27 protein-coding genes and 2 pseudogenes are annotated in these 26,381 nt (G+C 63.7%); 11 read left to right on the forward strand and 18 right to left on the reverse strand.

Going from position 1 to position 26,381, the window contains the following annotated elements; translation table 11 throughout:
- Nucleotides 1–23 precede the first annotated feature (23 nt).
- From N1058_RS01955 to N1058_RS01975, 5 genes are all read left to right on the forward strand, one after another.
- Nucleotides 24–1,316 (forward strand): M16 family metallopeptidase, encoded by a 1,293-nt coding sequence (locus tag N1058_RS01955; RefSeq protein WP_265515788.1) that lies wholly within the window; start codon nt 24–26, stop codon nt 1,314–1,316.
- A gap of 14 nt (nt 1,317–1,330) precedes the next feature.
- Nucleotides 1,331–1,903: a GNAT family N-acetyltransferase gene (locus N1058_RS01960; protein WP_265515789.1), complete on the forward strand. Its 573-nt coding sequence runs from the start codon at nt 1,331–1,333 to the stop codon at nt 1,901–1,903.
- An 82-nt stretch (nt 1,904–1,985) separates the two neighbouring features.
- Entirely contained in the window at nt 1,986–4,832 is a 2,847-nt protein-coding gene (locus N1058_RS01965) for an EAL domain-containing protein (RefSeq protein ID WP_265515915.1), read from the forward strand.
- Between the two features lie 335 nt (nt 4,833–5,167).
- On the forward strand, nt 5,168–5,578 hold the full coding sequence (locus tag N1058_RS01970; RefSeq protein ID WP_265515790.1) for a helix-turn-helix domain-containing protein: 411 nt from the start codon (nt 5,168–5,170) through the stop codon (nt 5,576–5,578).
- Between the two features lie 156 nt (nt 5,579–5,734).
- Entirely contained in the window at nt 5,735–6,379 is a 645-nt protein-coding gene (locus N1058_RS01975; protein WP_265515791.1) for a HEAT repeat domain-containing protein, read from the forward strand.
- 232 nt (nt 6,380–6,611) lie between these two features.
- Here the strand turns inward: N1058_RS01975 and N1058_RS01980 are convergent, their stop codons facing one another.
- A complete protein-coding gene (locus N1058_RS01980) occupies nt 6,612–7,196 on the reverse strand; it encodes a YqgE/AlgH family protein (RefSeq protein ID WP_265515792.1) in 585 nt (194 codons plus the stop codon).
- A gap of 214 nt (nt 7,197–7,410) precedes the next feature.
- Here N1058_RS01980 and N1058_RS01985 point away from each other — a divergent pair, with 214 nt between their 5' ends.
- The 3 genes from N1058_RS01985 (at nt 7,411) to N1058_RS01995 (ending at nt 9,438) form a co-directional block, all read left to right on the forward strand.
- Entirely contained in the window at nt 7,411–8,271 is an 861-nt protein-coding gene (locus tag N1058_RS01985; protein WP_265515793.1) for a protein-disulfide reductase DsbD domain-containing protein, read from the forward strand.
- A 119-nt stretch (nt 8,272–8,390) separates the two neighbouring features.
- On the forward strand, nt 8,391–8,876 hold the full coding sequence (locus N1058_RS01990; RefSeq protein ID WP_265515794.1) for a peroxiredoxin: 486 nt from the start codon (nt 8,391–8,393) through the stop codon (nt 8,874–8,876).
- A gap of 214 nt (nt 8,877–9,090) precedes the next feature.
- Complete coding sequence (locus tag N1058_RS01995) at nt 9,091–9,438, forward strand: YxeA family protein (protein ID WP_265515795.1); 348 nt, start codon at nt 9,091–9,093, stop codon at nt 9,436–9,438.
- A gap of 103 nt (nt 9,439–9,541) precedes the next feature.
- On the opposite strand, the gene N1058_RS02000 is transcribed toward N1058_RS01995, so the two are convergent.
- From N1058_RS02000 to coxB, 12 genes are all read right to left on the reverse strand, one after another.
- Nucleotides 9,542–10,756: a hypothetical protein gene (locus N1058_RS02000; protein ID WP_265515796.1), complete on the reverse strand. Its 1,215-nt coding sequence runs from the start codon at nt 10,754–10,756 to the stop codon at nt 9,542–9,544.
- A 90-nt stretch (nt 10,757–10,846) separates the two neighbouring features.
- A complete protein-coding gene (gene rnhA / locus N1058_RS02005; protein ID WP_265515797.1) occupies nt 10,847–11,311 on the reverse strand; it encodes a ribonuclease HI in 465 nt (154 codons plus the stop codon).
- Nucleotides 11,308–12,276: a homoserine kinase gene (locus N1058_RS02010; RefSeq protein ID WP_265515798.1), complete on the reverse strand. Its 969-nt coding sequence runs from the start codon at nt 12,274–12,276 to the stop codon at nt 11,308–11,310. Before N1058_RS02010 ends, rnhA begins: the two co-directional genes overlap by 4 nt.
- 1 nt (nt 12,277) lies before the next feature.
- A complete protein-coding gene (ispH, locus tag N1058_RS02015; RefSeq protein ID WP_265515799.1) occupies nt 12,278–13,285 on the reverse strand; it encodes a 4-hydroxy-3-methylbut-2-enyl diphosphate reductase in 1,008 nt (335 codons plus the stop codon).
- Between the two features lie 120 nt (nt 13,286–13,405).
- Nucleotides 13,406–14,140 (reverse strand): SURF1 family protein, encoded by a 735-nt coding sequence (locus N1058_RS02020; RefSeq protein WP_265515800.1) that lies wholly within the window; start codon nt 14,138–14,140, stop codon nt 13,406–13,408.
- A gap of 11 nt (nt 14,141–14,151) precedes the next feature.
- Nucleotides 14,152–14,541 (reverse strand): DUF983 domain-containing protein, encoded by a 390-nt coding sequence (locus N1058_RS02025; protein ID WP_265515801.1) that lies wholly within the window; start codon nt 14,539–14,541, stop codon nt 14,152–14,154.
- Nucleotides 14,542–14,653: 112 nt separating this feature from the next.
- Complete coding sequence (locus N1058_RS02030; protein WP_265515802.1) at nt 14,654–15,535, reverse strand: cytochrome c oxidase subunit 3; 882 nt, start codon at nt 15,533–15,535, stop codon at nt 14,654–14,656.
- Between the two features lies 1 nt (nt 15,536).
- Nucleotides 15,537–16,142, reverse strand: a complete 606-nt coding sequence (locus N1058_RS02035) for a cytochrome c oxidase assembly protein (protein ID WP_265515803.1) — start codon at nt 16,140–16,142, stop codon at nt 15,537–15,539.
- Nucleotide 16,143: 1 nt separating this feature from the next.
- The gene (locus N1058_RS02040) at nt 16,144–16,305 is read right to left on the reverse strand and encodes a hypothetical protein (protein WP_265515804.1); all 162 of its coding nucleotides are present in this window, start codon (nt 16,303–16,305) and stop codon (nt 16,144–16,146) included.
- Nucleotides 16,306–16,308: 3 nt separating this feature from the next.
- Nucleotides 16,309–17,241, reverse strand: coding sequence for a heme o synthase (locus tag N1058_RS02045; RefSeq protein ID WP_265515805.1), 933 nt, complete (start codon nt 17,239–17,241; stop codon nt 16,309–16,311).
- 57 nt (nt 17,242–17,298) lie between these two features.
- Nucleotides 17,299–18,951, reverse strand: coding sequence for a cytochrome c oxidase subunit I (gene ctaD, locus N1058_RS02050; protein WP_265515806.1), 1,653 nt, complete (start codon nt 18,949–18,951; stop codon nt 17,299–17,301).
- A gap of 37 nt (nt 18,952–18,988) precedes the next feature.
- Nucleotides 18,989–19,870: a cytochrome c oxidase subunit II gene (gene coxB, locus N1058_RS02055; protein WP_265515916.1), complete on the reverse strand. Its 882-nt coding sequence runs from the start codon at nt 19,868–19,870 to the stop codon at nt 18,989–18,991.
- A 389-nt stretch (nt 19,871–20,259) separates the two neighbouring features.
- Here coxB and N1058_RS02060 point away from each other — a divergent pair, with 389 nt between their 5' ends.
- A complete protein-coding gene (locus tag N1058_RS02060; protein WP_265515807.1) occupies nt 20,260–20,769 on the forward strand; it encodes an invasion associated locus B family protein in 510 nt (169 codons plus the stop codon).
- A gap of 94 nt (nt 20,770–20,863) precedes the next feature.
- Nucleotides 20,864–22,279, forward strand: a complete 1,416-nt coding sequence (gene tldD, locus N1058_RS02065; protein ID WP_265515808.1) for a metalloprotease TldD — start codon at nt 20,864–20,866, stop codon at nt 22,277–22,279.
- A 71-nt stretch (nt 22,280–22,350) separates the two neighbouring features.
- Here tldD (N1058_RS02065) and N1058_RS02070 read toward each other — a convergent pair.
- Together N1058_RS02070 and N1058_RS02075 are read right to left on the reverse strand one after the other, a co-directional pair.
- Nucleotides 22,351–22,863 (reverse strand): annotated as a pseudogene (locus tag N1058_RS02070) (RES family NAD+ phosphorylase); the annotation flags it as partial.
- On the reverse strand, nt 22,856–23,227 hold the full coding sequence (locus N1058_RS02075) for an antitoxin Xre/MbcA/ParS toxin-binding domain-containing protein (RefSeq protein ID WP_265515809.1): 372 nt from the start codon (nt 23,225–23,227) through the stop codon (nt 22,856–22,858). The pseudogene N1058_RS02070 and the gene N1058_RS02075, both read right to left, overlap by 8 nt.
- A gap of 100 nt (nt 23,228–23,327) precedes the next feature.
- Here N1058_RS02075 and tldD (N1058_RS02080) point away from each other — a divergent pair.
- Nucleotides 23,328–23,471: pseudogene (gene tldD / locus N1058_RS02080) on the forward strand (metalloprotease TldD); the annotation flags it as partial.
- Nucleotides 23,472–23,593: 122 nt separating this feature from the next.
- Here the strand turns inward: tldD (N1058_RS02080) and N1058_RS02085 are convergent.
- The 3 genes from N1058_RS02085 to N1058_RS02095 all read right to left on the reverse strand — a co-directional run bounded on the left by N1058_RS02085 (nt 23,594) and on the right by N1058_RS02095 (nt 26,149).
- Nucleotides 23,594–24,055 carry an NUDIX hydrolase gene (locus N1058_RS02085; protein ID WP_265515810.1) on the reverse strand — a complete coding sequence of 154 codons (462 nt, stop codon included), beginning with the start codon at nt 24,053–24,055 and terminating at the stop codon, nt 23,594–23,596.
- A 79-nt stretch (nt 24,056–24,134) separates the two neighbouring features.
- A complete protein-coding gene (locus N1058_RS02090) occupies nt 24,135–25,367 on the reverse strand; it encodes a class I SAM-dependent RNA methyltransferase (protein ID WP_265515811.1) in 1,233 nt (410 codons plus the stop codon).
- Nucleotides 25,364–26,149 carry a TlyA family RNA methyltransferase gene (locus N1058_RS02095; RefSeq protein WP_265515812.1) on the reverse strand — a complete coding sequence of 262 codons (786 nt, stop codon included), beginning with the start codon at nt 26,147–26,149 and terminating at the stop codon, nt 25,364–25,366. The genes N1058_RS02090 and N1058_RS02095 overlap by 4 nt, the downstream gene beginning before the upstream one ends.
- Nucleotides 26,150–26,381 lie beyond the last annotated feature (232 nt).

The following is a 26,381-nucleotide window of genomic DNA, read 5'->3' on the forward strand; positions in this document are numbered from 1 at the left end:
ATCGAGTAGGGAGTGAGTTCCGCATGGGTGTAGAGGTAAGCCGTCTGTCGAACGGCTTGACGGTCGCGACCGAAACCCTTCCGCACATGGAATCCGTTTCACTGGGCATATGGGTGAAATCGGGATCGCGCAATGAGCGGGAAGACGAGCATGGCATGGCCCATCTGCTCGAACACATGGCTTTCAAGGGCACCGGCAAGCGCAGCGCGCTGCAGATCGCCACGGACATCGAGGATGTCGGCGGCGAGATCAACGCCGCGACGAGCGTGGAGACGACCGCGTTCTACGCCCGCGTCCTGCAGGACAATCTGCCGCTCGCCATCGATATCCTTGCCGATATCCTGACGGATTCGAAGTTCGAACCGGCCGAGCTGGAGCGCGAGCAGCACGTCATCCTGCAGGAAATCGGCGCCGCCCACGACACGCCGGACGACGTCGTGTTCGACCGCTTCACCGAGACCGCGTTCCGCCATCAGGCGGTCGGGCGATCCATTCTCGGCACGCCGGAAACGGTGGAATCGTTCACCTCCTCGCAGCTTCACGGTTTCCTCGAGCGGCAATATGGCGCCGACCGCATGGTCGTCGTGGCCGCCGGCGGCGTGAAGCATGACGACTTCGTCCGCGAAGTCGAATCCCGCCTCGGCACCTTCCGCGCCAAGGCCGAGACCGCCGCTCCGCAATATGCCCACTATGTGGGCGGCGACTACCGCGAGCATCGCGACCTGATGGATGCGCAGATCATCCTGGGCTTCGAAGGCCGCGCCTATCACGTGCGCGATTTCTATGCCTCGCAGGTTCTTTCCATGATCCTCGGCGGTGGCATGTCGTCGAGGCTGTTCCAGGAAGTGCGCGAAAAGCGCGGGCTCTGCTATGCCGTCTACGCCTTTCACTGGGGCTTCTCCGATACCGGCATCTTCGGCGTTCATGCGGCCACCGGGCGCAGCGATATCGAGGAACTGCTCCCGGTCATTCTCAACGAGTTGCAAAGGGCGGGCGAGAAGATCGACCAGGCCGAGCTCGAAAGGGCGCGCGCCCAGTATCGCGCCGGCCTCATGATGTCGCGCGAAAGCTCGGCCAGCCGCGCCTCGCAGATCGCCCGGCAATTGCTGCTCTATGGTCGGCCCATCGAGATGGAAGAGCTGATCGACCGGCTTTCCGGCCTGACCGTCGAGCGGCTCGCCGACCTCTCCGCGCGGCTGTTCAGCTCCAGGCCGACGGTGACCGCTGTCGGACCCGTCGGATCGCTCGCCCCGTTCGAGACGATCAGCGACACGCTCATGACGCCGCGACAGATGCCACGCAGACTGGCCGTCTGAGATTTCGGCACGCCATGTTCCAGCCGCCTTTCTTCCGCCGAGAGATACCGGCGCTTGAAGGCGCAAAGGTGCGGCTGCGCGCACCGCGCGCGGAGGACTACGGACCCTGGGCCGCGCTGCGCGGAGAAAGCCGTGCGTTTCTGGAACCCTGGGAGCCCAGTTGGGCTCCGGACGAACTGACCCGCCGCTCCTTCCGTCTTCGGCTGAAGCGCTACCGCTCCGAATATGACCGGGGAACCGGCATATCCTTTTTCATCTTCGAACGGGAAAGTGGGCAGCTTGCCGGTGGCATATCGCTTTCCAATGTGCGGCGCGGTGTCGCGCAGGCGGCCAGTGTCGGCTACTGGATGGGCGAGCGGTTCGCCGGCCGGGGCCTTATGCTGGACGCGCTTGAGGCCGTTATCCCCTTTGCATTCGACCGCATGAGGTTGCACCGCCTGGAGGCCGCCTGTATTCCCGAGAACAAGCGTTCAATACGATTGCTTGAAAAAGCCGGATTTCAGCGCGAAGGACTTGCCAGATCATACCTCCGGATCAATGGCTCCTGGCACGATCATTTCCTGTACGCGATTGTTGCGGAGGCCTAATATGAATTTGTTTACCGCTCGAAGAGGCTGATCGTTGCAGCGTATCCCGCCAGTCGCCCATCGTTTGTTCCTGATCCTGGCGATGGCCATGCTCATGCTCTCCGGTCTCGTGGCGCCGGGGGCCGCGGTAGAACCTATCAAGATATCGCCGGACGATGTGGCGCTGGACCTTTCCGATGCGGTGGAGATCTACCGGGGACAGGGTGAAAATTTCCAGGTGTCGACGGCGCCCGGCGCGGATGGCATCGTGCGCCGCATCGAGGTGGAGGCTCAGGATTCAGGGTCGACGGGCGACTGGGCGGTTTTCGCGCTGGCCAACACCACCGACGAACAGCTCGACCGGCTGATCGTCGCGCCGCATTTCCGCCTCGTCGGCTCGGGCCTGATCTGGCCGGACCTCGGCTCACAGCGCATCGCCGCCATCACGCCCAGCGAAGGCTTCGCTCTCGACCGCCAGAAGAGCAGCGACGCGGACGAATTCCTGGTCACGCTCAATCCCAATACGGTCGTGACCTTCGTCGCCGAACTGTCCTCGCGCAATCTGCCGCAGGTCTATCTCTGGGCGCCCTCCGCCTATAAGGATACCGTCAATTCCTATACGCTTTTCCGCGGCATCGTGATCGGCATCGCCGGCCTCCTGGCGCTGTTCCTGACCATCCTTTTCGTGGTCAAGGGCACCTCGATGTTTCCGGCAACGGCAGCGCTTGCCTGGGCGATCCTGGCCTATATCTCCATCGATTTCGGCTTTCTCAGCCGTATCGTCGAGATCTCGCCGGGCACGGAGCAATTGTGGCGGGCAGGCACCGAAGTATCGCTGGCCGCGACATTCGTGATCTTTCTGTTCGCCTATCTGAACCTCAATCGATGGCACGATCACTTCAGCTATGGTGTACTGGCGTGGATCCTCGGCCTGGTGCTTCTGGCCGGCGTGGCGGTGATCGATCCGGCGATGGCGGCAGGCATCGCCCGCCTTTCCTTCGCCGCGACGGCGGTCGTCGGGCTCGGCCTCATCGTCTATCTCGGCTACCAGGGCTACGACCGTGCCATCATGCTGGTGCCCAGCTGGCTGATGGTCCTCGTCTGGCTGGCCGGCGCATGGATGGCGGTCACCGGAAGGCTGGACAACGACATCGTGCAGCCGGCCATCGGCGGCGGGCTGATCCTCATCGTGCTCCTGATCGGCTTCACGGTCATGCAGCACGCATTCTCCGGCAGCGCACTCTTTCAGGGACTGTTCAGCGACATGGAGCGCCAGGCGCTGGCCATCACCGGCTCGGGCGACGTCGTGTGGGACTGGGACGTGCTGCGCGACCGGGTGATCACCAGGCCGGACATCAGCCGCCAGCTCGGATTGCCCGCGAACACCCTGCACGGGCCGGCGCGCTCATGGCTGCCTTTGCTCCATGCCGACGACCGCGACACCTTCCGCACCACGCTCGACGTCATCCTGGAACATCGCCGCGGGCGCATTTCGCAGGGCTTCCGCGTGCGCGGCGCTGACGGCCACTATCACTGGTTTTCGCTCCGCGCGCGCCCTGTCATCGGCTCGGATGGCGAGGTAATCCGCTGCGTCGGCACCATGGTCGACGTGACCGAGCAGAAGAAGGCCGAAGAACGCCTTCTGCACGATGCCGTCCACGACAATCTGACAGGCCTGCCCAATCGCGAGCTGTTCCTGAACCGCCTCGACGCCACCATCGCCATGGCGAGCAACGAGCGCAACATTCGACCCACCGTCCTCGTCATCGACATAGACCGCTTCAAGCTGGTCAATGACGAGCTCGGCATTTCGGCCGGCGACACGATCCTGCTGACCATCGCGCGGCGGCTGCACCGCCTGCTGAATCCCGGCGATTCGCTGTCGCGCATTGCCGGCGACCAGTTCGCCATGATGCTCCTGTCGGAGCAGGACCCCGCCCGTATCGCCTCGGTGGCCGAGGCCGTGCGCCAGGCTATCGGCACGCCCGTCACCTTCGCGCGCCGCGAGATCGTCCTGACGCCGTCGATCGGGCTGGTGTCGTGGACCTCGGCGCAGAGTTCGGCGGAAGAAATGCTCAAGGACGCCGAGCTTGCGATGTATCAGGCAAAACGTTTCGGCGGCGACCGCATAGAGCCGTTCCGCCCCGCCTTCCGCTCCATCGGCACCGACCGGCTGCAGATCGAATCCGATCTTCGACGGGCGGTCGAACGGAGCGAACTGCGGCTCGCCTACCAGCCCATCGTGCGGCTGGACGATGGATCCGTGGCCGGTTTCGAAGCGCTTTTGCGGTGGGAGCACCCGCGCCGCGGCACCATCCCCCCGTCGGATTTCATCCCCATTGCCGAAAGCTCCGGATTGATCGTCCAGCTTGGCCTCTTCGCGATGCAGCAGGCCGCCGAGGATCTCTATGCCTGGCAGAAGCAGCTCGGCGACGTGCCCCTGTTCATGTCGGTCAATCTTTCCAGCCGCCAGCTGATCCGCCGCGACCTGGTCGGCGACGTGCGCTCTGTGATCGCGCGGTCGAACATCAAGCCGCGATGCTTCCGGCTCGAACTCACCGAATCGCTCGTCATGGACAATCCCGAGCAATCCGCCCATGTGCTGGCTAAGCTCAAGGAACTCGGGATCGGCCTGTCGCTCGACGATTTCGGCACGGGCTACTCCTCGCTCGCCTATCTCACCCGCTTCCCCTTCGACACGATCAAGATCGACAAGAGCTTCCTCGACGACCCGAGCTCAAAAGGCGACGTTTTGCTGCGCTCCATGGTGTCGATGGCGCACGATCTCGGCCTGTCGGTCGTCGCCGAGGGCGTGAGCGAGGAAGCCGACGCCCATTTACTGCGCCAGACCGGCTGCGAATACGCCCAGAGCTTCCATTTCGGCGTGCCCGCCGACGCCGAATCGACCCTGAGAATGCTGCAGGAGCAATACCCCCTGGCCCAGGCGTGACGGCGCGACATTCACCCATCGCTCCCGGAAGCGGGGCCTGAGATTAAGGCCGAATTTGCTTCTCCCCTACTTTGTGTAGGGGCGAAGATGCGAAAACTCGAGCCTCGGCACGCGCAGCGTCGCAGAAGGGGTGGGAAGCAGACGGGCAGCTTGCGGGCGCGTAGGTAACATAGCTGTCATACGTTTGCTTGTCCTGGCTCGCCGGATAGCATCTTCGTTCATTGTCAGTTCCCCCTGCCGCCGCTGAGACGACCGCGTTACAGCGCACGGCGTTGACTCCCTACCGCACCTTATGTATCTTATAATTGGGAATTATAGAGGACTAACGAGAACGAATGACAACGGAATTCTTGACGGTAGAAACGGCCGCTCATCTCCTGCAATTGCATCCGAAGACCGTTCTGCGGTTTATCCGGGAGGGGCGGCTGCGCGCGACCAAGGTGGGCAAGCAGTACCGCGTGATGCGGTCCGACCTGAACACATTTGCTGGTTCGAAGAGTCCGAATGACGGGCGCGATGCCAAAGCCACCAGCATTGTCGACATTGCAGATGTCGATCCGGCGCTTCTGCAACGCCTATCAGCAGTTCTGCTCGGAGCCTCCAAAGGCAAAGAACCCTCCGGCGCTCCCATCTCGGTCGATATCGCGCATGACCCCGAGCGTCGCAGCGTCAAGGTCATCCTTGTCGCATCGCCGGCCGACGCCGCGATGTTGCTCAAGCTCGTCAGCGCATGCCTGGAGACTTGACTGTGATCTGCAAACCGAAGGGGGCTGGGAACAGGTTGTGGACCGGTATCGGGCCGCGCTCCAGAGCAAGCGGTCAGCCTACCTAAGTAACAGCCGGTCCGGCCATTAGCGGCCAACCAACGAAATGTCCTTTCCGAAGTCTCAACCGATACGCCGATGAGCCCTCTCGAAGCCGCTTTCGCCAACCCCGATCCATCACTGCGTCTCAACGCGGTCCTCCGAGCGGGAATGACCCCTTCGTTGCCGGACCTGGAGATATTGCTGCACCAATGTGCGGTCGAGCCGGATTTCCAGGTCCGTGAAATGCTGACTTGGGCACTGATTCGGCTCCCGGCGAACATGGTCGTGCCGCGCGTGTGCGAGGAACTGGCCCGCCCCGAACCGCAGGCCAGGCTCCAGGCCCTCCACACGCTGTCCAAGTTCAAGGATGCAACGGCGTGGCCAGCCGTTGCGGGTTGCCTGGATGACGAGGACCAGCGCGTTGTCCGCACGGCCTGGTATGCGGCCGTGGCGCTGGTGCCCGAAAACAAGCGCGACTGGCTGGCCGGAAAACTTGCGGCAAGCCTTGGCCATGGGGATGCGGAGACGCAACGCAGCTTGAGCCGAGCCCTTGTTGCTTTAGGAAAGGACGTGATCGATCCTGTCCTTGCTGTCGCGGCAGAACGCGGAGATGCGACGGTTCGGCAGCACGTGGATGCGACGGTGCGGTTATTGCAAGATCCCGATTCTGGGTTCGCCACTTCACTAAAAAGCGCCCGCCGTGAGGTTGCCCTAGGCCGCACGAGATCGACCAAGGGTTGAGGCGGAATACTGATCGACGGCTTCAATGACCAGGGCAAGGGTGGCTTTAGTTCCGCAATGGGTCGGAAGCGGAAGTACCCGGCGCTGGGATCCTTCACCTCCACTCCTGGTCTGAGCGAATCACTCAATTCTCTTCTGAATTGTCAGAGCAGCGGTGCACGCCTTCACGAACCACTTCGGCCGCCGTTGCGCTGATCGGATGCGCAAATCCGGCAGGGGCGCCGCCGGGTTGTCAGGCGTGTCCGGAGGTCTGGCTGAGATGCGTCGGGTCTATGCCCATCGATGCAAGGATGCGGTCATAGGCGGTGTCCACGTCGCTGCCGAACAGCAGCTCCGGCGTGGCCGGGATCGCCAGCCAGCCATTCTCGGCAATCTCGTGTTCCAGCTGCCCGGAGGCCCAGCCGGAATAGCCGAGCGCCATGATGGCCTGGCGCGGGCCGCTGCCCGCCGAGATCGCCCGCAGGATGTCGACCGTGGCGGTCAGGCAGATCTGCTCGGAAACGGCCATGGACGAATCCACCATGTAGTCGCCGCTGTGGAGAACGAAGCCCCGGCTGCGGTCCACCGGACCGCCATTGAGCACCGACATCTTGCGCGCATTGTACGGCAGGCGGATCGACTGGCTGCGCTCCAGGATGCCCAGTTCGACCAGCACGTCGGCAAAACCAAGCTGCTGGGCCTGATTGATCATCAGGCCCATGGCTCCGTCCTCGCCATGGGCGCAAAGATAGATGACGGAGCGCAAAAACCGTTCGTCGCGCATGCCGGGCATGGCGATCAGGAAGTGGTTCTGGAGATTTCCATCCGTCGAGACCATGATTGCACCGTCTTCGCCTGTTCCAAAGACTGTCTTGAAACCCGTCAGGGCGAACCGGGAACGATGCCTTTCGCGCACCGGTGCGCATAAACGCAGTTCGCAGTCCGCCATCACGACTTTAAAGACAGGCTCCAACGCAAGCCTACCGCTTTTCACCCTCGCATGAAAGGGACGCCGGTTTGATTTTAATGACCTCGGATTCACGAGAAAATGATTGCGGTTCGCCTCCCTGTCATTGCGCTTTCGGCCCGGTCGGCACATCTTCGCCGTCATGAAAACGCTGCTTCTTGCTTCCGCCCTTCTTGTGGCTTCCGGTAGCCTGGCCCTTCCCTCCTCCAGCCAGTGGATGGAGAGCGAAGGGGGAGCCGTCCGCATCGTCTCAACAGGGCTGTCCGACGCGCGTGGCGTGGCAAGTGGCGCCCTGGAAATCCGGCTGAAGCCCGGCTGGAAAACCTATTGGCGCGCGCCCGGCGAGGCCGGCATCCCGCCGCAGATAGAGCTTTCGCCATCGTCGGCGGCGCAGGCGGTGGAGATCCATTACCCCGCGCCGGCCTGGGTCACCGATGAATATTCCACATGGGCCGGCTACAAGCACAGCGTCGCCCTGCCGCTGACCTTCCGGATGGAAGCGGCAAACAGCGGCGGCATTATCGAGGGGGAAGTGCTGCTCGGCATATGCGAGACGATCTGCATTCCCCTCCAGGCGGCATTCTCGTTCGATTCGGGCGCCGATCCCGACAATCCGCAGGATGCCCTCCTCGTCCAGCGGGCGTTCATGGCACTGCCGGGCCAGCCGCGGGAAGGACTGCGGATCGTGAAGGCAGAGCGCAGGCCGGGCGAGATCATCCTCAGCGCCGACATCGCGGGCGACCCGGATGCCGCGCAGCTTTTCCTGGCGGGCGCGGACGGCCTGCAATTGGGCGTGCCCCGGCACATGGGCGGCGGCCGGTTTTCCGTTTCGCTCATGGGCGGTACGCCGCAGGGCGAAGGCCGTGAACAGGAAATCTCCTACACCCTCGTCCAGGCGGAGGAGGCGGTGACCGGTGAAATACAGGTGCCGCAAGAAATACGGTAACGGTCTCTGGAAGTCGGCGGAAAAGCGTCCTAAATCCACCTGAGAACCTGCCGCATTCACGGCAGCACCCGCCGTCCGAACCCACCCGACCACCCAAGCGACAGACTGGAGACCACCGCATGCCGATTTCCGTTGGAGACCGCCTTCCAGACGTCAAGCTCAAGAAGGCGTCCCCCAACGGCGCCGAAGAAATCGGCGTCGCCGACTTCTTCGCCGGCCGCAGGATCGTCCTGTTCGGCGTGCCGGGCGCGTTTACGCCGACCTGCAGCAACGATCATCTGCCGGGCTTCGTCGAAAATTTCGACGCCATAACGGCGCGCGGCATCGACGCCATTGCGGTGGTCTCGGTCAACGATGCCCATGTCATGGGCGCCTGGGCCCGTTTCACCGGAGCGGAGGACAGGCTGGTTTTCCTGGCCGACGGCAACGGCACCTTCGCCAGGGCGCTGGGGCTCGACGCCGACCTTTCGGACCGGGGCCTCGGCCAGCGTTCGAGGCGTTTTTCGATGATCGTCGAAGACGGCGTCGTGAAGAAGCTCAATCTGGAGGAAGTGCCGGGCAAGGCCGTGACGAGCGGCGCCGCGCGCATACTCGACCAGCTCTAGAGAAATTCCAGGAAAAGTGGAGGCCGGCTTTCCGTCCGGATTGGATCAGTTCGGCGTTTCTGTGAAACTGATCTGGACGCCGGGCGGCCACGCCCCTTGATCCTCGCCGAAGGCGGACCGACGCTCGGCTCCTCCTGGCTTGCCGGGCGCGGCAGGTTCGTTTATATAGTGTTTACGTTTATGTATTCGAGCACTGTATATTCGGGACAATATTATGAAGTATATAATCATTGTCATTGTAGCCTTGCTTCTGCTCGCCGTGGGCGTGTTCCTTGGATTGTTTGCGGCGAACAGCAATCGGTGGTTCGCCGACCAGTGCTACGTTCGTGTCGGCTCCGAATACGCCGAACTCGACCGTGCCGAGTTTGGCGACTGGCGGTTCCAGTACCGGCTTTCCTGCTACAGCGAGAACGGCGCGCAGACCCAGCTTGCCTTTCTGGCACCAAAGGCGCTCAGGGATGGCGCTCTGTTGCGGCTCTACGTCAAGGGCGGCGAGGTGACGGCCTGGGAAGAAGTGAGGCCGGATCTCGTGCCGCCGAGCGTGCGGCCGGCCTTGCGGTGAAGGATCCGGCGACGGTCCGGGCAAGCGCCATCGCAATCCACGGCATCTTGCCGTCAGGCGGCCCGTAATTGCTCGGGCCCGTTCGAGCGGGATTACGTGAAAATCAAACGGCCAGCTTGTTTTGCCGTTTCCTTGCCATGGCGGGATGCTCCGGGCCCGCCGCCTGATGGACCGTCGCCGCATTCCGCACTGCGACGGCCAGCAGCGTCATTCCGATGACGGTCAGATAGGCCAGGTGAAAGCGGGATTCGAATAGCGGAAACACTGCGAACTTCGCCAGGATCGTGCCAAAACCTGCCAACAGAACCACCTGCTCCCGCCCTGCCATGAAAGCATCGCGTGCGAGAAGCCGGCCATAGCCGGCGGCCAGCAGCAACAGGAGAAGCAGCCAGTTCTCCTCGACGAGCGCGCGCACGACGGCCCTGACCACGATCAGCCCATAGGATACCAGCGAGAATTCGGGCGAAAACCCCTCCAGCGTCGGCACATATTCTATGTGGGTGAACCACATCTGCACCCACCAGCCGGGATGCTCCGACGTCCGCATGATGACGAGATAGGCCACCGCCGCCGCAACAAGAGCTCCCAGCGCCGCGACAGCGCCCTGGCGCTTCAGCAGCGCTGCGCAGGCGAACACGCCGACGAAGGCGACATGGTCCGGGCGAACGGCAACGGCCGCAAGCAGGGCGGCGGCCGTCAGCGCATCCTGTCCGCGGAGGTAACTCCAGACGGCGAGAAGAATGAACAGCGCCGCGAAGAGATCGGGTATGCCCGACCGGGCCATCTCCGAAAACCCGGCGGCGGCGAGGAACGCCAGTATCAGCGGCGCGTGGCCCAGCAGTCCCCGCGACCGCGCCCAGAGAAGAACGGTCGCCCCGAACGCCAGCGCCGAGGCCGCCGAGATGAGACGGACCGCATCGACGGCCTGCATCCAGTGGGAAAGCCACCCGATCGCGGCGACATAGGCGATCTTGGTCTCGTAGAAGCCCAGCATGGTCGCGAAAGCCTGCGGATCGGCATATTGGCGGATCCGGTAGGGCCGGTCCGCCGTCAGAACCAGAAAGTCGCCCGCGCTCACCCGTTCCTCGACCGCCCGCCAGGCAAGGCCGTGGATTTCCACGGCGCTCCGCACACCGTCGTTCAGGGCGGCGGCGACATAGGCCACAATGTCCCAGTTAGCCAATGGGTAGGCCCAGGCGACGGCGGCTACCGTGACGAAATAACCGCCCATGAGCAGCGCGCCGAGAAGCCTCGCGTGAGCGAGCCATGCCCGGTACATGACGGCGACCGTCGTCTCAACCCGTGCAGATACAGCCATGACGTCCCCCACGGCAATGCAACCTGCCGCATCCCGGAACGGTCAATAGCATTTGCCCTGAGGCGCGGAAATGCCGGCTTTCAAACGAGGTTAAGACGACGCGAGCGCCCGGCGGCCGTTGTTCTTGAAGGGCGCCATTCCGGCACGCGCCAGCGCGTCGGCCCGTTCGTTCTCCGGATGGCCCGCATGGCCCTTCACCCAGTGCCAGTGCACCTTGTGGCGGCGGCGGGCCTCGTCGAGCGCCTGCCACAGCTCGGCGTTCTTGACGGGCTTCTTGGCGGCCGTCTTCCAGCCATTGCGTTTCCAGCCGTCGATCCAGCCGGAGATGCCGTCGCGGACATAGTTGCTGTCCGTATAAAGATCGACCTCGCAGGGTTCCCTGAGCGCATTCAGCGCCTCCGTCGCCGCTTTCAGTTCCATGCGATTGTTGGTCGTGTCGGCCTCGCCGCCGGAAAGTTCCTTCTCCTTCCCGTTATAGCGCAGCACGGCGCCCCAACCGCCGGGGCCCGGATTGCCGGAGCATGCTCCATCAGTGAAAATCTCGACACGTTTCAAGCGATTTCGATCCCATATTCGGTAGGCGCCGCGATCTGCCTGTGGAAGCGCAGGCGCCTTATATATTCCATCGGGTCGCGCTTCTCGATCATCGGGCCGTCCGGGATGAGAAGCCAATCGTGCAGGCGCGTCAGCATGAAGCGCAGCGCCGAGCCGCGGGCCAGCAGCGGCAGGAACTCGGTCTCGGCGGCTTGAAGCGGACGCACGCTCTGATAGCCGGCAAGGAGCGCCGTGCCCTTGGTCAGATTGTAGGAAAGGTCTTTCTCGAAACACCAGGCATTGAGGCAGGTCGCAACGTCGTAGGCGAGCAGATCGTTGCAGGCGAAATAGAAGTCGATCAGCCCCGACAGCCTGCCGCCGAGGAAAAAGACATTGTCTGGAAACAGATCGGCGTGGATCACCCCGGAAGGAAGATGAGAGGGCCAGCCGGCAAGCACCTCATCGAGACCGGCCTCGACCTCGCTGGCAAGCCCCGGCTCCACCTCGTCGGCCCGGTCCCGGCACGCCTCCCAAAGGGTCGCCCAGTCACGCGGGGCGAGTGCATTCTTTCGCGTGAGCGGGAAATCGGCGGCGGCGTTGTGCAGTTCGGCCAGCGCCTTGCCCACTTCGCGGCAGTGCTGCGCCGTGGGGCGGCGCATCCACATGCCTTCGAGAAAGGTGATGAGCGCGGCCGGCCGGCCGGCCAGTTCGCCGATCAGCGCGCCGTCGCGGCGGTGCACCGGCAAGGGGCAGGAAACGCCCTTGCCCGCCAGATGCTCCATCAGCCCCAGGAAGAACGGCAGGTCCTCGCGCTCCACGCGGCGTTCGTAGAGGGTGAGGATGAAGGAGGCGGTGCTGGTGTGCAGCAGGTAGTTGGAGTTCTCCGTTCCCTCCGCGATGCCCTTGTACGAAAGAAGCTCGCCCACGTGGTAACCGCGCAGGAACGCGCCGAGCTCTTCTTCGGAGATGTCGGTATAGACCGCCACGTCAGACGGTTCCGTTCACGAAGGCCATGTCCGCCTTGGTCAGTTCCACGTCGCGCAGGGTACGCATTACAGGGAAGTTCTCCAGTTCCTCGGCGGTGGTCGCAAGATCGACGGTGACGTCGTAGCGCTCGGCAAAAGCGTCGATGATCTCGTTGACGATGATCTCAGGCGCCGAAGCGCCGGCCGACAGGCCGAGAACGCCGATCTTTCCGATTTCGTCCCACCGTATTTCGCTGGCCCGCTGCACCAGCAGCGCCTTTTTGGCCCCCGCCCTTTCCGCCACCTCGACAAGACGGCGGGAGTTGGAGGAGTTGGGCGCTCCCACGACCAGGAACAGGTCCGAGCCGGGCGCGGCCGCCTTGACCGCTTCCTGGCGGTTGGTCGTGGCATAGCAGATGGATTCGGCGGCGGGTGCCTTAAGGTCCGGAAAGCGGTCCTGCAGGGCACGGATGATGCCGGCGGTGTCTTCCACCGAAAGCGTCGTCTGGGTGACGAAGCCCAGTTCCGCGCCCTCGGGCGGCTGAAGCCGCGCCGCATCTTCCACCGTCTCGACCAGCGTCACCACCCCTTCGGGCAACTGCCCCATGGTGCCGATCACCTCCGGATGGCCGGCATGGCCGATCAGCAGGATATGGCGGCCGAGGCGCTCATGCCGCATTGCCTGCTTGTGGACCTTGGAGACCAGCGGGCAGGTGGCGTCGAGATAAAACAAATCGCGCGCCTCGGCGTCGGCCGGCACCGATTTGGGCACCCCATGGGCGGAAAAGACAACCGGGCAATGGCGATGGTCGGCGGGGATTTCGTGCAGTTCCTCGATGAACACCGCCCCGCGCTCCTGCAGACCCTCCACCACATAGCGATTATGCACGATCTCGTGGCGCACATAGACCGGAGCGCCGTATTTCTTGAGCGCCAGGACGACGATCTGAATGGCCCGGTCGACGCCGGCGCAAAAGCCGCGCGGGCCGCAAAGGCGGACGGTCAGCTTTTCCTTCTGTGCGTCGTTCATCGCCGGTGGTTCCTATAGTATTTCGCAATCAGGTGGAATCACCTGACCTCCGCCTAAATGCGGAGAACAAGAAGGCCCTTCGCGGGGTCAGCCGGAAAATGGTTCGGCCTCCTGTCCGCGTCAAGCGTTGTGGTCGTTCCGCCGCAGAAACCAGAACCCGAGCACGATGACAAGCGCAAAGGCCAGCCCGTACCAGGTGACGGCATATTGCAGATGACTGTTGGGAAGGTCGATCCGCGTCACGCCGCCGACGGGAAGCCCGCCGGGATTGGGCGCTTCGTCGGCATCCACATAGAAGGGATATACGGCCTCCGGGGTCAGGCGCGCGGACGCCACCATCGCGTCCAGGTCCTTCCAGTAGAAGATGTTCTGGTCCGGCGCGTTGTCCGGAACGAGGAAAGACGGCTTTTCCTCGGGCGCTATCCGCGCCAGGCCACCGATCTGGACGACGCCTTCCGTCTGGCCCGCCGCGCGTGTTTCCGCGTCCTTGCGATCGTACGGCACGAAGCCGCGATTGACGAAAATGCTGCGCCCGTCTGCAAGCGCCATGGGTGTGTGCACGAAGAAGCCGGACTGCCCCTGCCAGGTCGCCAGATAATGCTGCTCCCGGTCGTTCATCAGCCGCCCCGAAAGAGTTACCGGCCTGTACTCGATATCGGCCCCGGCTTCATAGGCGCCGGCGATATCGGCGAGCGGGACGGGCTCAGCCGCCACCCGTTCGGCGATCCTGTCCAGCAGCGCCTCTTTCCATTGCAGCCGCTCCACCTGCCAAGTGCCGAGGATGAGAAGCAGGATCAGCGTCGGTATGCTCACCGCCAGCAGAAGCCAGGTGCTGCGTCGTGAAGCAGGTTTCATCACGTCGCTCGTCATGAGTGTCCGTTGTCCAGCCGGCCTTCAGCCGCCTTGTTTCGATATTGCAGTGCGATCAGGAGCCCCTTGATAAGGCGCAATGATGTCAGCGAGAGGACCAGTGTCAAAGGTATCCACAGGATGAAGTGAAGCCACAGCGGCGCGCTCGTCGTCACTTCGAGCCAGAGGGCAAGGCCGACCACGATAAATCCGATGATCAGAATGACAAAGACTGCCGGCCCGTCGCCCGCGTCGGCAAAACTGTAGTCCAGTTTGCAGTTGCGGCAGCGGCCCGCCACTGTCAGGAAACCGGAAAAGAGCCCTCCCTCGCCGCAGCGCGGGCATCGTCCCTTCAACCCGGCGCCGACCGGATCGACGGGTGGCCATATGGCCTTGTCATCGCTCATTTCCCAGCCTTCTACCGCGGTCGATCACAGAGACGAAGCGTCATCGCGATCTGAAGCAAAAAGGGGCAGCCCTCGGAACCGAGGCTGCCCCTGTCGTTTGTCCTGTCGACGATCAATGGGCGATCGTGGCCCCCGCCGACGCCCAGACATAGACGAAGGTGAAGAGGAACAGCCATACCACGTCGACGAAGTGCCAGTACCATGCGGCCGCCTCGAAGCCGAAATGCTGCTTCGGCGTGAAATCGCCGGCCATGGCGCGCAACAGGCAGACCGCCAGGAAAATGGTGCCCACGATCACGTGGAACCCATGGAAGCCGGTCGCCAGGAAGAAGGTGGCGCCGTAGATGGAGTCCCTGAAAGCGAACGGCGCGTGCAGATACTCATAGGCCTGAACGAAGCTGAACAACACGCCAAGCACGACGGTGAGCGCCAGTCCGGCGACGAGCCCCTTGCGGTCGTTCTCCAGAAGCGCGTGGTGAGCCCAGGTAACCGTGGTGCCCGACAGGAGCAGGATGATCGTGTTGTAGAGCGGCAGGTGGAAGGGGTCGAGGACCTCGATGCCTTCCGGCGGCCAGACGCCGCCCGTGAACTCTGCCCGTGCAACCTGCGTGGCGTCGCCCGGAAACAGGCTGGCGTCGAAGAAAGCCCAGAACCACGCCACGAAGAACATCAGCTCCGAGGCGATGAACATGATCATGCCGTAGCGCAGATGCAGCGAGACGACCTTGGTGTGATGGCCCTCGTGCGCTTCCTTGATCGTATCCGACCACCACGCATACATGGTGTACAGAATGATCACCATGCCGATGGCGAAGATCCAGAAATTCGCCCCGGCAAGGTTGACGCCGAAGAGCGAGAAATCGGTTCCCGCGGAAGCCTTCATCCAGGCGATCGCGCCGAGCGCGGTGATCAACGCGCCCACCGAGGCGATGAACGGCCAGGGGCTGGGATCGATGATGTGGTAGTCGTGGTTCTTAGCGTGGGCGTCGGCCATGTTATCCCCCGAGCTTCTGGTTTTTTGCTTCATCGTTCTTCGGCGCCTCGGCCGTGCTCTGATTCAGCGGATAAAATGTGTAGGAAAGGGTGATTTCGGTGAGGTTCTTCAATTCGGGAACGTTGACGATCTCCGGATCGATGAAGAAGAGCACCGGCATTTCATAGGATTGTCCAGGCTCCAGCTTCTGCTCGGTAAAGCAGAAACACTCCACCTTGTTGAAATAGGCGCCCGCAAGCGGCGGCGAGACATTGAAGGTCGCGGTGCCGCTGGTCGCCGTCCGTGCCAGATTCTTGGCCAGGTAGGCAATCTGCATCGTCTCGCCGATCTTCAGCGTCACCTGCCTCTGCTTGGGCTTGAAATCCCAGGGAAGATTGTTGGTGTTCGCGTCGAAACGCACGGTGATCGTCTCATCGAGGATCGTATCGGAATATTGTTCCGCACGCTGCGTGGTGCCGCCATAGCCGGTCACCTGGCAGAAAAGCTGATAGAGCGGCACCGCGGCATAGGACAGACCGACCATGCCGGCGAACACGCCGAAACATGCCAGCGCAACGCCTGCGTTGCGCATGCCGGGGGCAGTCCCGTTCTGGCTCTCTTCACTCATGCTAGAGCGTCCTGTCAAACAGTTCCGGGCCGAGCTTCGCAAGGCTGCCGACATAGACCAGAATGACGAAAGCGGCCAAAGCCAGTGCGAGCGCGATGTTGCGGTTACGGCGCGCCTTGAGCTGCTTTTCGGTGGGTTTCAGATATTCCTGTTCCTGCGTCATACCCTAGCTCCCCAACCTTTCAAGCAGACCGTCGCACAGGAGCGCGGCGAAAATGGCGAAGAGATAGACCAGCGAAAAGCCGAACAGCGCCTTGGCGGGACGCATCTCGCGGTCGGCCGGGTCCATGCGCAGAACGCCCAGCGCATACCAGACGAAGCCGGCGCCCAGCGTCAGCGCGATCGCACCGTAGGACAGGCTGGCAAAGCCCATCAGGGTCGGCGCCACGCCGATCGCCGCGACAAGCACTGCATAGGCGAATATCTGCTTCCGCGTATGGGCCTCGCCCGCCACATTGGGCAGCATCGGAATGCCCGCCCGTTCGTAGTCGCCGGACTTGAACAGCGCCAGCGCCCAGAAATGCGGCGGCGTCCACAGGAAGATGATCAGGAACAGCACGAGGCTTTCCGGCGACACGCTCCCCGTAACAGCCGCCCATCCGATCACCGGCGGCAGGGCGCCGGCCGCCCCTCCGATGACGATGTTCTGCGGCGTCGAGCGTTTCAGCCACATCGTATAGATGACGGCGTAGAAGAAGATGGTGAAGGCGAGAAGGCCGCCGGCGAGCCAATTGGCCATCAGGCCGAGCGTCAGCACCGAGAAGACCGACAGGATCAGGCCGAAAGCCAGTGCCTCGCCAGGCATCACCTTGCCGGAAGGCACGGGCCGGCGCGCGGTGCGCGACATGACCGCGTCGATGTCGGCGTCGTACCACATGTTCAGCGCGCCCGAGGCGCCGGCGCCGACAGCGATCGCCAGGATCGAGATCGCTGCGATGAGGAGGTTCGGGCTGGCCGGCGCAACGGCCATGCCGACAAAAGCCGTGAAGACGACCAGCGACATGACGCGCGGCTTCAGAAGCTGGATGAAATCGCCGGGCGTCGCCTCGGAAAGGCGAGCGGCCGGCTCTTCCAGATGTTTCTGCTCGATTAGCGCCATGTCTCTCGGTCCAAAATCGCGGTGTCCGGGATTTCCCCCGGACACCGCCGCATGTGCCTACTTGATCTTCGGTAGCTGTTCCCACTGGTGGTAAGGCGGCGGCGAAGGCAGCTGCCATTCCAGCGTTGTTGCCCCCTCGCCCCACGGATTCGCGCCGGCGACGCGCTTCTTCATGAAGGCTTCCGCGACACCGTAGAGGAACACGAGCACGCCGACAGCCGCCAGATAGGAGCCGTAGGAGGAAACCATGTTCCATCCGGCGAATGCGTCGGGGTAGTCGATATAGCGGCGCGGCATGCCGGCCAGCCCCAGGAAATGCTGCGGAAAGAAGATCACGTTCACGCCGATGAAGGTGATCCAGAAATGCAGGCGGGCGATGAAGGAATTGTACATGTAGCCGGTCATCTTCGGAAACCAGTAATACCAGCCGGCGAAGATGGCGAACACCGCGCCCATCGACAGGACGTAGTGGAAATGGGCCACCACGTAGTAGGTGTCGTGCATGGCGCGGTCGAGGCCGGCATTGGCGAGCTGTACGCCCGTCACGCCGCCCAGCGTGAACAGGAAGATGAAGGCGATGGCCCACAGCATCGGCACGCGGAAGGAGATCGAACCGCCCCACATCGTGGCGATCCACGAGAAGATCTTCACGCCCGTCGGCACCGCGATCACCATCGTGGCGAAGACGAAATAGCGCTGCGTGTCAAGCGACAGGCCGGTCGTGTACATGTGGTGGGCCCACACGACGAAGCCGACCGCGCCGATCGCCACCATGGCATAGGCCATGCCGAGATAACCGAAGATCGGCTTGCGCGAGAAGGTCGACACGATGTGGCTGACGATGCCGAAGCCCGGCAGGATCAGGATGTAGACCTCCGGGTGGCCGAAGAACCAGAACAGGTGCTGGAACAGGATCGGATCGCCGCCGCCCTCGGGCGCGAAAAAGGCCGTGCCGAAGTTGCGGTCGGTCAGAAGCATGGTGATGCCGCCCGCCAAAACCGGCAGCGACAGGAGCAGCAGGAAGGCGGTGATCAGCACCGACCAGGCAAACAGCGGCATCTTGTGCAGGGTCATGCCCGGCGCGCGCATGTTGAAGATGGTGGTGATGAAATTGATGGCGCCGAGGATGGACGAGGCGCCGGCAATATGCAGGCCCAGAATGACGAGATCCATCGCCGGTCCGGGCTGGCCGGAGGTCGACAGCGGCGGATAGATCGTCCAGCCGCCGCCCGCGCCATAGCCGCCGGCGGGGCCGGGCACGAACATGGAAAGCAGCACCAGGATGAAGGCTGGCGGCAGGAGCCAGAACGAGATGTTGTTCATGCGCGGGAACGCCATGTCCGGCGCACCGATCATGATCGGCACCATCCAGTTGGCGAAACCGCCGATCAGCGCCGGCATCACCATGAAGAAGATCATGATAAGGGCGTGCGCCGTCGTGAAGACGTTGAACATCTGCTTGCCGGCATCGATGGCCGCATCGCCTTCGAAGCCATAGACCATGCCCGCCAGGCCGTGGAAGATCTGGATGCCCGGTTCGGCGAGCTCCCAACGCATGAACACCGAGAGCGCGCCGCCGATCACGCCGGCCGTGATCGCGAAGATCAGGTACAGCGTGCCGATATCCTTGTGGTTGGTGGAATTGACCCAACGCACCCAGCCCGAAGGCTTGTGGTCGTGGTGGGTGTCGTGCGTCGCAGCGCCTGCCATGTCCTGTCGCTCCAGTTGTCCTCGAGATCGCTTGGGCCTATTCGGCCACGGAAGCAACCTTCTCCTCATCCTTGCCGCTCTCGACCGCAGCCATCAAGGCGCGATTCGCCTCGCCCAGATTCTCCTGGGCGGCGGCGTACCAGTTGGCATATTGCTCCTGGCTGACCACCCGGATGGCGATCGGCATGAAAGCGTGATCCTTGCCGCAAAGCTCCGAGCACTGCCCGTAATAGATGCCTTCACGCTCCGCCTTGAACCAGGTCTCGTTGATGCGGCCCGGCACGGCGTCGACCTTGATGCCGAAGGCCGGCATCGCGAAGGCATGGATGACGTCGCTTGCCGTCGCCAGAACGCGCACGGTCGTGTCGACCGGGACGACCACTTCATTGTCGACCGCGAGCAGGCGCGGATAGACGGATTTGTCTTCCTTGCCGGCCGCCGGGCGGTCGCCCTCCCGCAGCATGAGAGACGTGAATGACAGGGAATCTTCCTCGCCCTGATACTCATAGTCCCAGTACCACTGCACGCCGGTCGCCTTGATCGTCATCTCCGGCTCCTCGACGGGCGTGTACTGCGCCGTCAGGAGCTGGAACGAGGGAATGGCCAGGAACAGGAGAATCAGAACCGGACCGACCGTCCACAAAACTTCGATGAGCGTATTGTGGCTGGTGCGCGAGGGCACCGGATTGGCGCTGGCGCGAAAGCGGAAGGTGCACCAGGCCAGAAGCGCCATGACCAGCAGCGTGATCGGCACGATGAACCACAGCGTGTAGACCTCAAACCAGCGGATCTCTTCCATGATGCCCGTCGCGGCGGGCTGGAAGCGCCACTGCCAATCTTGTGGCTGGGCCGCGAAAGCCGTCCCTGCGGCGCAGAGCGGCAGCGCGGAAAGCCCAAGGCCTGCAACAAATTTCTTCATCACCCTCGTCATCTCCCCGATCGATGTGCTTTCGCCCCAGGCCACAAATGGCAGCACCAAGCCCGGGCGAGAAAACCGCATCGTGAAATCTGGCTTTGTTCAGGGCTCTCAAACCATACTCTCCTTTGAACCGCAAGAAAGGCGTGGATGCCAAGATGCGGCATTTTTGCGCTATTCCCGGTTTTCGACACATTCAGCCCCCATTCGAAGTGTCCAGAAACAGCGGCGGCGGAGGTTCGGCGGGCGTATTCGCGGTTCCGGCCGATTTCTTGGGCAGTCTTGCGCGGCAGTCCTGCAGGAAGGCGTGGTTGTGCTCGCATCCTGTTTCACTTTCGAGCAAGCTCGCCGCACGATAGATTGCCGTGATTCGCTGGGAGAGAGGTTCAGCCATGCGTTTTGTCTCACGCGCCCTCGTAGGGGCGTCCGCCTTGTTGCTCAGCCTGGCCGCCGCGTCCGCGCAGCAGCAGCCGGGCGGCACGGTACGCTCCACGCATGGGGCATGGTCGATCATATGCGATACGCCGGCCGGCGCTTCGTCCGAGCAATGCGCCATGATGCAGAATGTGGTCGCGGAGGACCGGCCGGAAGTGGGCCTGTCGGTGGTCGTCCTGCGCACCGCCGACGACAAGGCCGAGATATTGCGGGTTCTGGCCCCGCTCGGCGTGCTCCTGCCCAACGGGCTCGGGCTCAATGTCGACGGCAAGGACATCGGACGCGCCTATTTCGTGCGCTGCTTCCAGGACGGGTGCTATGCCGAGGTCATCCTCGAGGAGCCGCTGCTCGAAACGCTGAAGACCGGCGAATCGGCCACCTTCATCGTCTTCCAGACGCCGGAGGAAGGCATCGGCATTCCCGTGGACCTCACCGGCTTCGGCGAGGGCTTCGACGCGCTGCCCTGAACCGCGGCTGCACGCATCGACCGAACGCCCCGTACTGGAATGTGGGCGCGGACTTCCTTAAATGGGGTGAAGCCCCGCAACTAAGGAATTCCGCATGGCCCGCTCCCTCCTCGACAGTTTTGATTGTTCCGAAGACCGGCTGAAGAAGGTCGTCGCCGACGTCCTCGGCGGGGCCGACGACGGCGAGCTCTTCCTGGAATACCGGGAAGGCGAGGCGCTGGTGCTCGACGACGGCCGTCTGAAGACCGCCAGTTTCAACACCGATCAGGGTTTCGGCTTGCGCGCGGTCGCGGGAGAGGCCACCGGCTACGCCCATTCCAGCGAGCTGTCGGAAGCCTCGCTCAAGCGTGCATCTGAAGCCGTCGCCGCCGTCAAGCACGGCTATTCGGGCAAGCTCGCCGCGGCACCGCAAGGCACCAACCAGCGCCTTTACGGCGACGACAATCCCATTGCCGCGCCCGGCTTCGAGGCGAAGGCAAGGCTGCTGCAGGAGATCGACGCATGGCTGCGCGCGCGGGACCCGCGCGTCCGCCAGGTAACGGCATCGCTGGCCGCCTCGTGGCAGCACGTGGAGATCCTGCGCGCCGACGGGCACCTTGCCCGCGACATCCGCCCGCTCGTCCGCTTCAACGTCTCCGTCATCGTGGGCGACGGCGACCGGCAGGAATCGGGCTCATACGGCATGGGCGGGCGCAAGAGCTTCGGTGATTTCCTTGCCGAGGATTCCTGGCAGTTCGCCGCCGGCGAAGCGCTGCGCCAGGCACTCGTCAATCTCGACGCCAGGCCGGCGCCGGCCGGCACCTTCGACATCGTTCTGGCCAATGGCTGGCCTGGGGTCATGCTGCACGAGGCCGTCGGCCATGGGCTGGAGGGCGATTTCAACCGCAAGAAGACCTCCGCCTTCGCCGGGCTCATGGGCCAGCAGGTTGCTGCAAAAGGCGTGACCGTCGTCGACGACGGCACGATGGCCGAGCGCCGCGGCTCGCTGACCATCGACGACGAGGGCACGTCCTCGGCCCGCAATGTGCTGATAGAGGACGGCAAGCTGGTCGGCTACATGCAGGACCGGCAGAACGCCCGCCTCATGGGCATGAAGCCCACCGGCAACGGACGCCGCGAATCCTACGCGCACGAGCCCATGCCACGCATGACCAACACCTACATGACGAGCGGCGACAAGACGCCCGAGGAGATCATCGCCTCGGTGAAGAAGGGCGTCTACGCCGTGTCCTTCGGCGGCGGCCAGGTCGACATCACCTCCGGCAAGTTCGTGTTCGGCTGCACCGAGGCCTACATGATCGAGGACGGCAAAGTCACCCACCCCATCAAGGGCGCCATGCTCATCGGCAACGGCCCCGACGCCATGCACCGCGTCTCCATGGTCGGCAACGACATGAAGCTCGACACCGGCATCGGCATGTGCGGCAAAGCCGGCCAGGGCGTCCCCGTCGGCGTCGGCCAGCCGCACCTCAGGATGGACAGGATGACGGTAGGCGGCACGCAGGCGTGAACGGCGCTATGGCCGCGCAAGCGCCGGCGATCAAAGTGGCCTTGGATGGTCGATCGCCAAGGCTCTGGCTCCACCCAGGACGCCGGCGTTCGCGGCAGTCTATGCTCCGGGTCGACAACCTTGAGCCGGGGCGATCCCTCCTCGTTCCAGCGCCAAAGGGCGACGCAGGTGCCGCCCGGCGACATGAAGGACGGGTAGAGCACACCGTCGAAATCATCCCGTAAAAGGCGCCGCTGTAGCTGGTGCGTTTCCGGCTCGACACCGTTGTCGAGCATCGCGCGCCATTCGCATCGGTGGATCTGTGCGCTGACACCTAGCGAATCGAGGATATCCGTCGCGGTCAGGTCGGCCAATCGCGCACCGGTCAGTTCGAGTTGCGCAATGAGCGCGGGATGCTGGACGAAGCCCTGATTGTATTCCGCCCAGGCCGTCGAAAGCTCGCATGCGGCATAGATCGTCCGCTGGCCCGGCGGGTTCCAGCGTCCGCCGAAGCGGGCGGCACCTTCGCCGGACAACGGCAGATGTGCCCATCGCGGCACGAAGGCACGCCAAAGAGCGAGCCGCCGCCGTTCGTCTTCAGGCATAGACGCCCGAGCGAACGGCCTCGAGATAGGCAAGAACCTTGTCGGCCTTTTTCTCGCGCACGAGATCGTAGGCGGTCTTTCCCGCCCAGCCGGGAATCGGCTGATGCTTGAACCAGATCGCGGCACGATCCTCGCCGCCGGCCATCTCGCCGGCCATCGCCAGGATGCGGACGACGGGGCTCAACGCCGCATCGACCTTGCGGGCGCCGGCCTTGGCGGTCAGAGTATTGCGGGCCACGCCGATCAGCCCGGCCAGTTCAGTGAGAGTCACCCCTAGCCTTTCGGCCACGCGGCGTGCCGACAGAAAGGGCGCGCTGTCCTCCCTGAAATGGGACGCGGAAACATCGAATACCGCGGCGGTCATACCAGAATCCTTACATGATTTTATGGTATCACGCCCAATGTAAGCTCAATAGGCGCTCAATTCAAGCGCAGCGCTCGGTCAGAAAGGCGATGCAGTAGGCGCCATCCACCGCGTCTCTGTTTTCGGCAATAACATGAAGTCGGCATCGGCATGTGCGGCAAGGCGGGCCAAGTTGTCCCCGTCGGCGCCGGCCGGCCGCATCTCAGGATGGGACAGGATGACGGTGGGCGGCACGCAGGCGTGACGGGCAGGTGACGGATTGAAGTTTGGTTGAATCACGGGCGTCTGGTTTCAAGTTCTTCGATAAAAACTTGAATCCCAGCGCCGCGGATTAAACTGGACTGGAGTTTGACCAAGCCTCGGCCGTTATGCGTCGATTGTATTCAGCAGTAGGTCTTTCAGGCCCGAAGGATAGAGCCTCGGCCCGCTATCAAGGTCGAGATCGCTGAGGTCGAACCAGCGCGCCAGGCAAGGCACTCCGTTGTCCTCCTGAAAGGCGATCCTGTCCTGCCCAGCGAACGCGCAATCGGGGAACAAAACCTCGCCGATGAAAACGACTTCATGGCCGGCCACACCCTCATGGGTAAAGATGTTCTCCATGACAAGTGGATCGCCTTTGACGGAGACGTCGATCCCCAACTCTTCCTTAAATTCTCTGACGATTGCTGTCGACCAAAGCTCTCCGAATTCCACCTCGCCACCGAGTGGGCGCACACCCTTCACCTGTCCCTTATCGTCGTAAATTTCGGCGGCCAGCAGGCGCCCGTCCCGCCAATGCAGGCCAATTGCGATCACCCTGATGCTGGATCTCGGACGCCATTTTGTCATGGCGACTCACTACCCGCTTTCGGCGCGCCCGCAAAGGGCTCGGAGCCCCATGCGGTCGTCTGACAAGGGGGCGGCAGCATCACCTTCCCCGCTCCAGGAGCGCCACCGCCTCCACATGCGGCGACCAGAGGAACTGGTCGATGGGCGTGACCCGCGCGATGCAGTAGCCGCCTTCGATGAGAACAGCCAGGTCGCGGGCGAGCGTTCCGGGATTGCACGAGACGGCGGCGATGCGCCTGATCTTCGACTTGGCGATCTGCCGGCACTGGTCCTCCGCGCCGGCGCGGGGCGGGTCGAAGACGAGGCCGTCGAAACGGTCGAGCTCGCGGGCCAGCAAAGGCCGGTTGTAGAGATCGCGCCTTTCCGAGGTCACCGGCTTGAGCTGCGGCGACAGGCGCGCGGCCTCGTCGAGCGCCGCCAGCGCCGCCGCATCCCCTTCGACCGCATGAACCCTGCCCTGCCTTGCCAGCCGCAGCGCGAAGGTGCCGGAGCCGGCAAAAAGATCGGCCGTGAAATTCGAGCCCGCGAGATGGTCGCCAACGAGCCCGGCCATGGCTTCCTCGGCAGCCTCGACCGCCTGCAGAAAGCCCCCCGGCGGCAGCGAGACGGCGATGCCGCCGAAGATCACCTTCGGCCGCGCGCTTTCCACCAGCGTCTCGCCGCCGGCGACAACCCGGGCAAAGCCGGCGCCCAGCGCCAGATCGACCGCCTTGCGCCCCTGCTTCTCGCCCAGCCTGCCCGCGCCGTCGACCGATATGTCGAGCCCGGTCGCCGTCGCCGTCACGGTGATGCGGAAAGGCTTGGGCGTCGCGGCGAGCACGCCGGCCAATTGCCGGATGTCTTCCTTAGCGGCAACGATCACCGGCAGCGAGATCGGACATTCCTCGATATCGACGATGCGGTGGGACTGGGCGGCATTGTAGCCGAGAAGAACCTTGTCCTTCAGCTTCCGCGCGGTGAAAGTGACCCTCCGCCTGGAAGCTGGAGGGCAGCCGATCAGCGGCGCCACTTCGGCTTCTATCCCGCGCATGGTGAGCGCCCTGACCAGCTTTTCGCGCTTCCATTCGGCATAGGAAGCGGCGCCGAGATGCTGGGCCGCGCAGCCGCCGCAATCGGTGAAATGGCGGCAGGCGGGCACGGCCCGTTCCGGCGCCGGCGTTAGAACCTCTTCCAGCACGGCCTTGCCCTTGCCGACCTCGGCGCGCACGGTTTCGCCGGGCAGCGCGAAGGGCACGAAAACCGGCCCTTGCGGCGTCTCGGCGATGCCGTCCCCCTGCGCCCCCAGGGTGGCGATGGTCAATGTCTGGCTCATATGTCCTTCCGCGCGGCGAGAAGGAATTCGCGATTGCCGTCGCCGCCTTCTATGGGGGATTGCGTCAGGCCGATCGTTCGCCACCCGTCCTGCCGGCCAAGCCACCCTGCCATGTCGTCGGCTATCGCATCCGCCCGCGAGGGATCGCGCAACAGGCCTCCCTTGCCGATCGCCTCGCGCCCGGCCTCGAATTGCGGCTTGACGAGAAACAGTCCATGCGCGCCCCGCGCGGCCATGTCCAGGGCCGGCGGCAGCGCCAGCCTGAGCGAGATGAAGCTGACGTCGCAGACGAGGAAATCGGGAGGCACGCCGCCGATATCGTCCAGCGTCAGGGCCCGCGCATTGATCCCTTCGATGCCGGTCACGCGCGGATCGCTGGCGATCTCCGGGTCCATCTGGCCGGTGCCCACGTCGATGGCGATCACACGGGCCGCGCCGCGCTCCAAAAGCACCTGCGTAAACCCGCCCGTGGACGCCCCGATGTCCAGCGCAAGCGCCCCGGCCGGGTTAAGGCCGAAATGGTCCAGCCCGTGAACGAGCTTGAGCGCGGCGCGCGAGACATAGCGCCGCGCAGGATCGTCCACGGCCACCTCCGCATTGCCGGCAACCATCTGCCCCGGCTTGACGGCCACCGCCCCCGCCACCCGCACCGTGCCCCGCTGGATCGCGTCGCGAGCCCGCGCCCGCGTGGCGAAAACACCGCGCTCGACCAGAAGCTGGTCGAGACGGATGCGGGGCCGGATGCCGGGCCGGATGCCGGATTGTGTCGTCGGGGCGGTCATGGCTGTTCAGTGAAGGAAGCGGCCCCGGATGGCAAGTGGGTCGCAGGGTTCTCACCTCGTCATCAACTCTGAGGAAGCAGTCGACGCGCTTTTGGAAGTGCACGAGTTCCCCACCTTCGTCATCCCGGAAGCCCGAAGGGCCATCCGGGACCCATTGGAAGAGCATCGCAGGGCGCTGCCCGGTCCTGGCCCTTGGCGCATTTCTGCACCGACAGCCCCTTCTGCGGAGACC

Origin of the sequence: Nitratireductor luteus (assembly GCF_026162365.1) — a bacterium.
GTDB classification, from domain to species: Bacteria; Pseudomonadota; Alphaproteobacteria; order Rhizobiales; family Rhizobiaceae; genus Chelativorans; species Chelativorans luteus.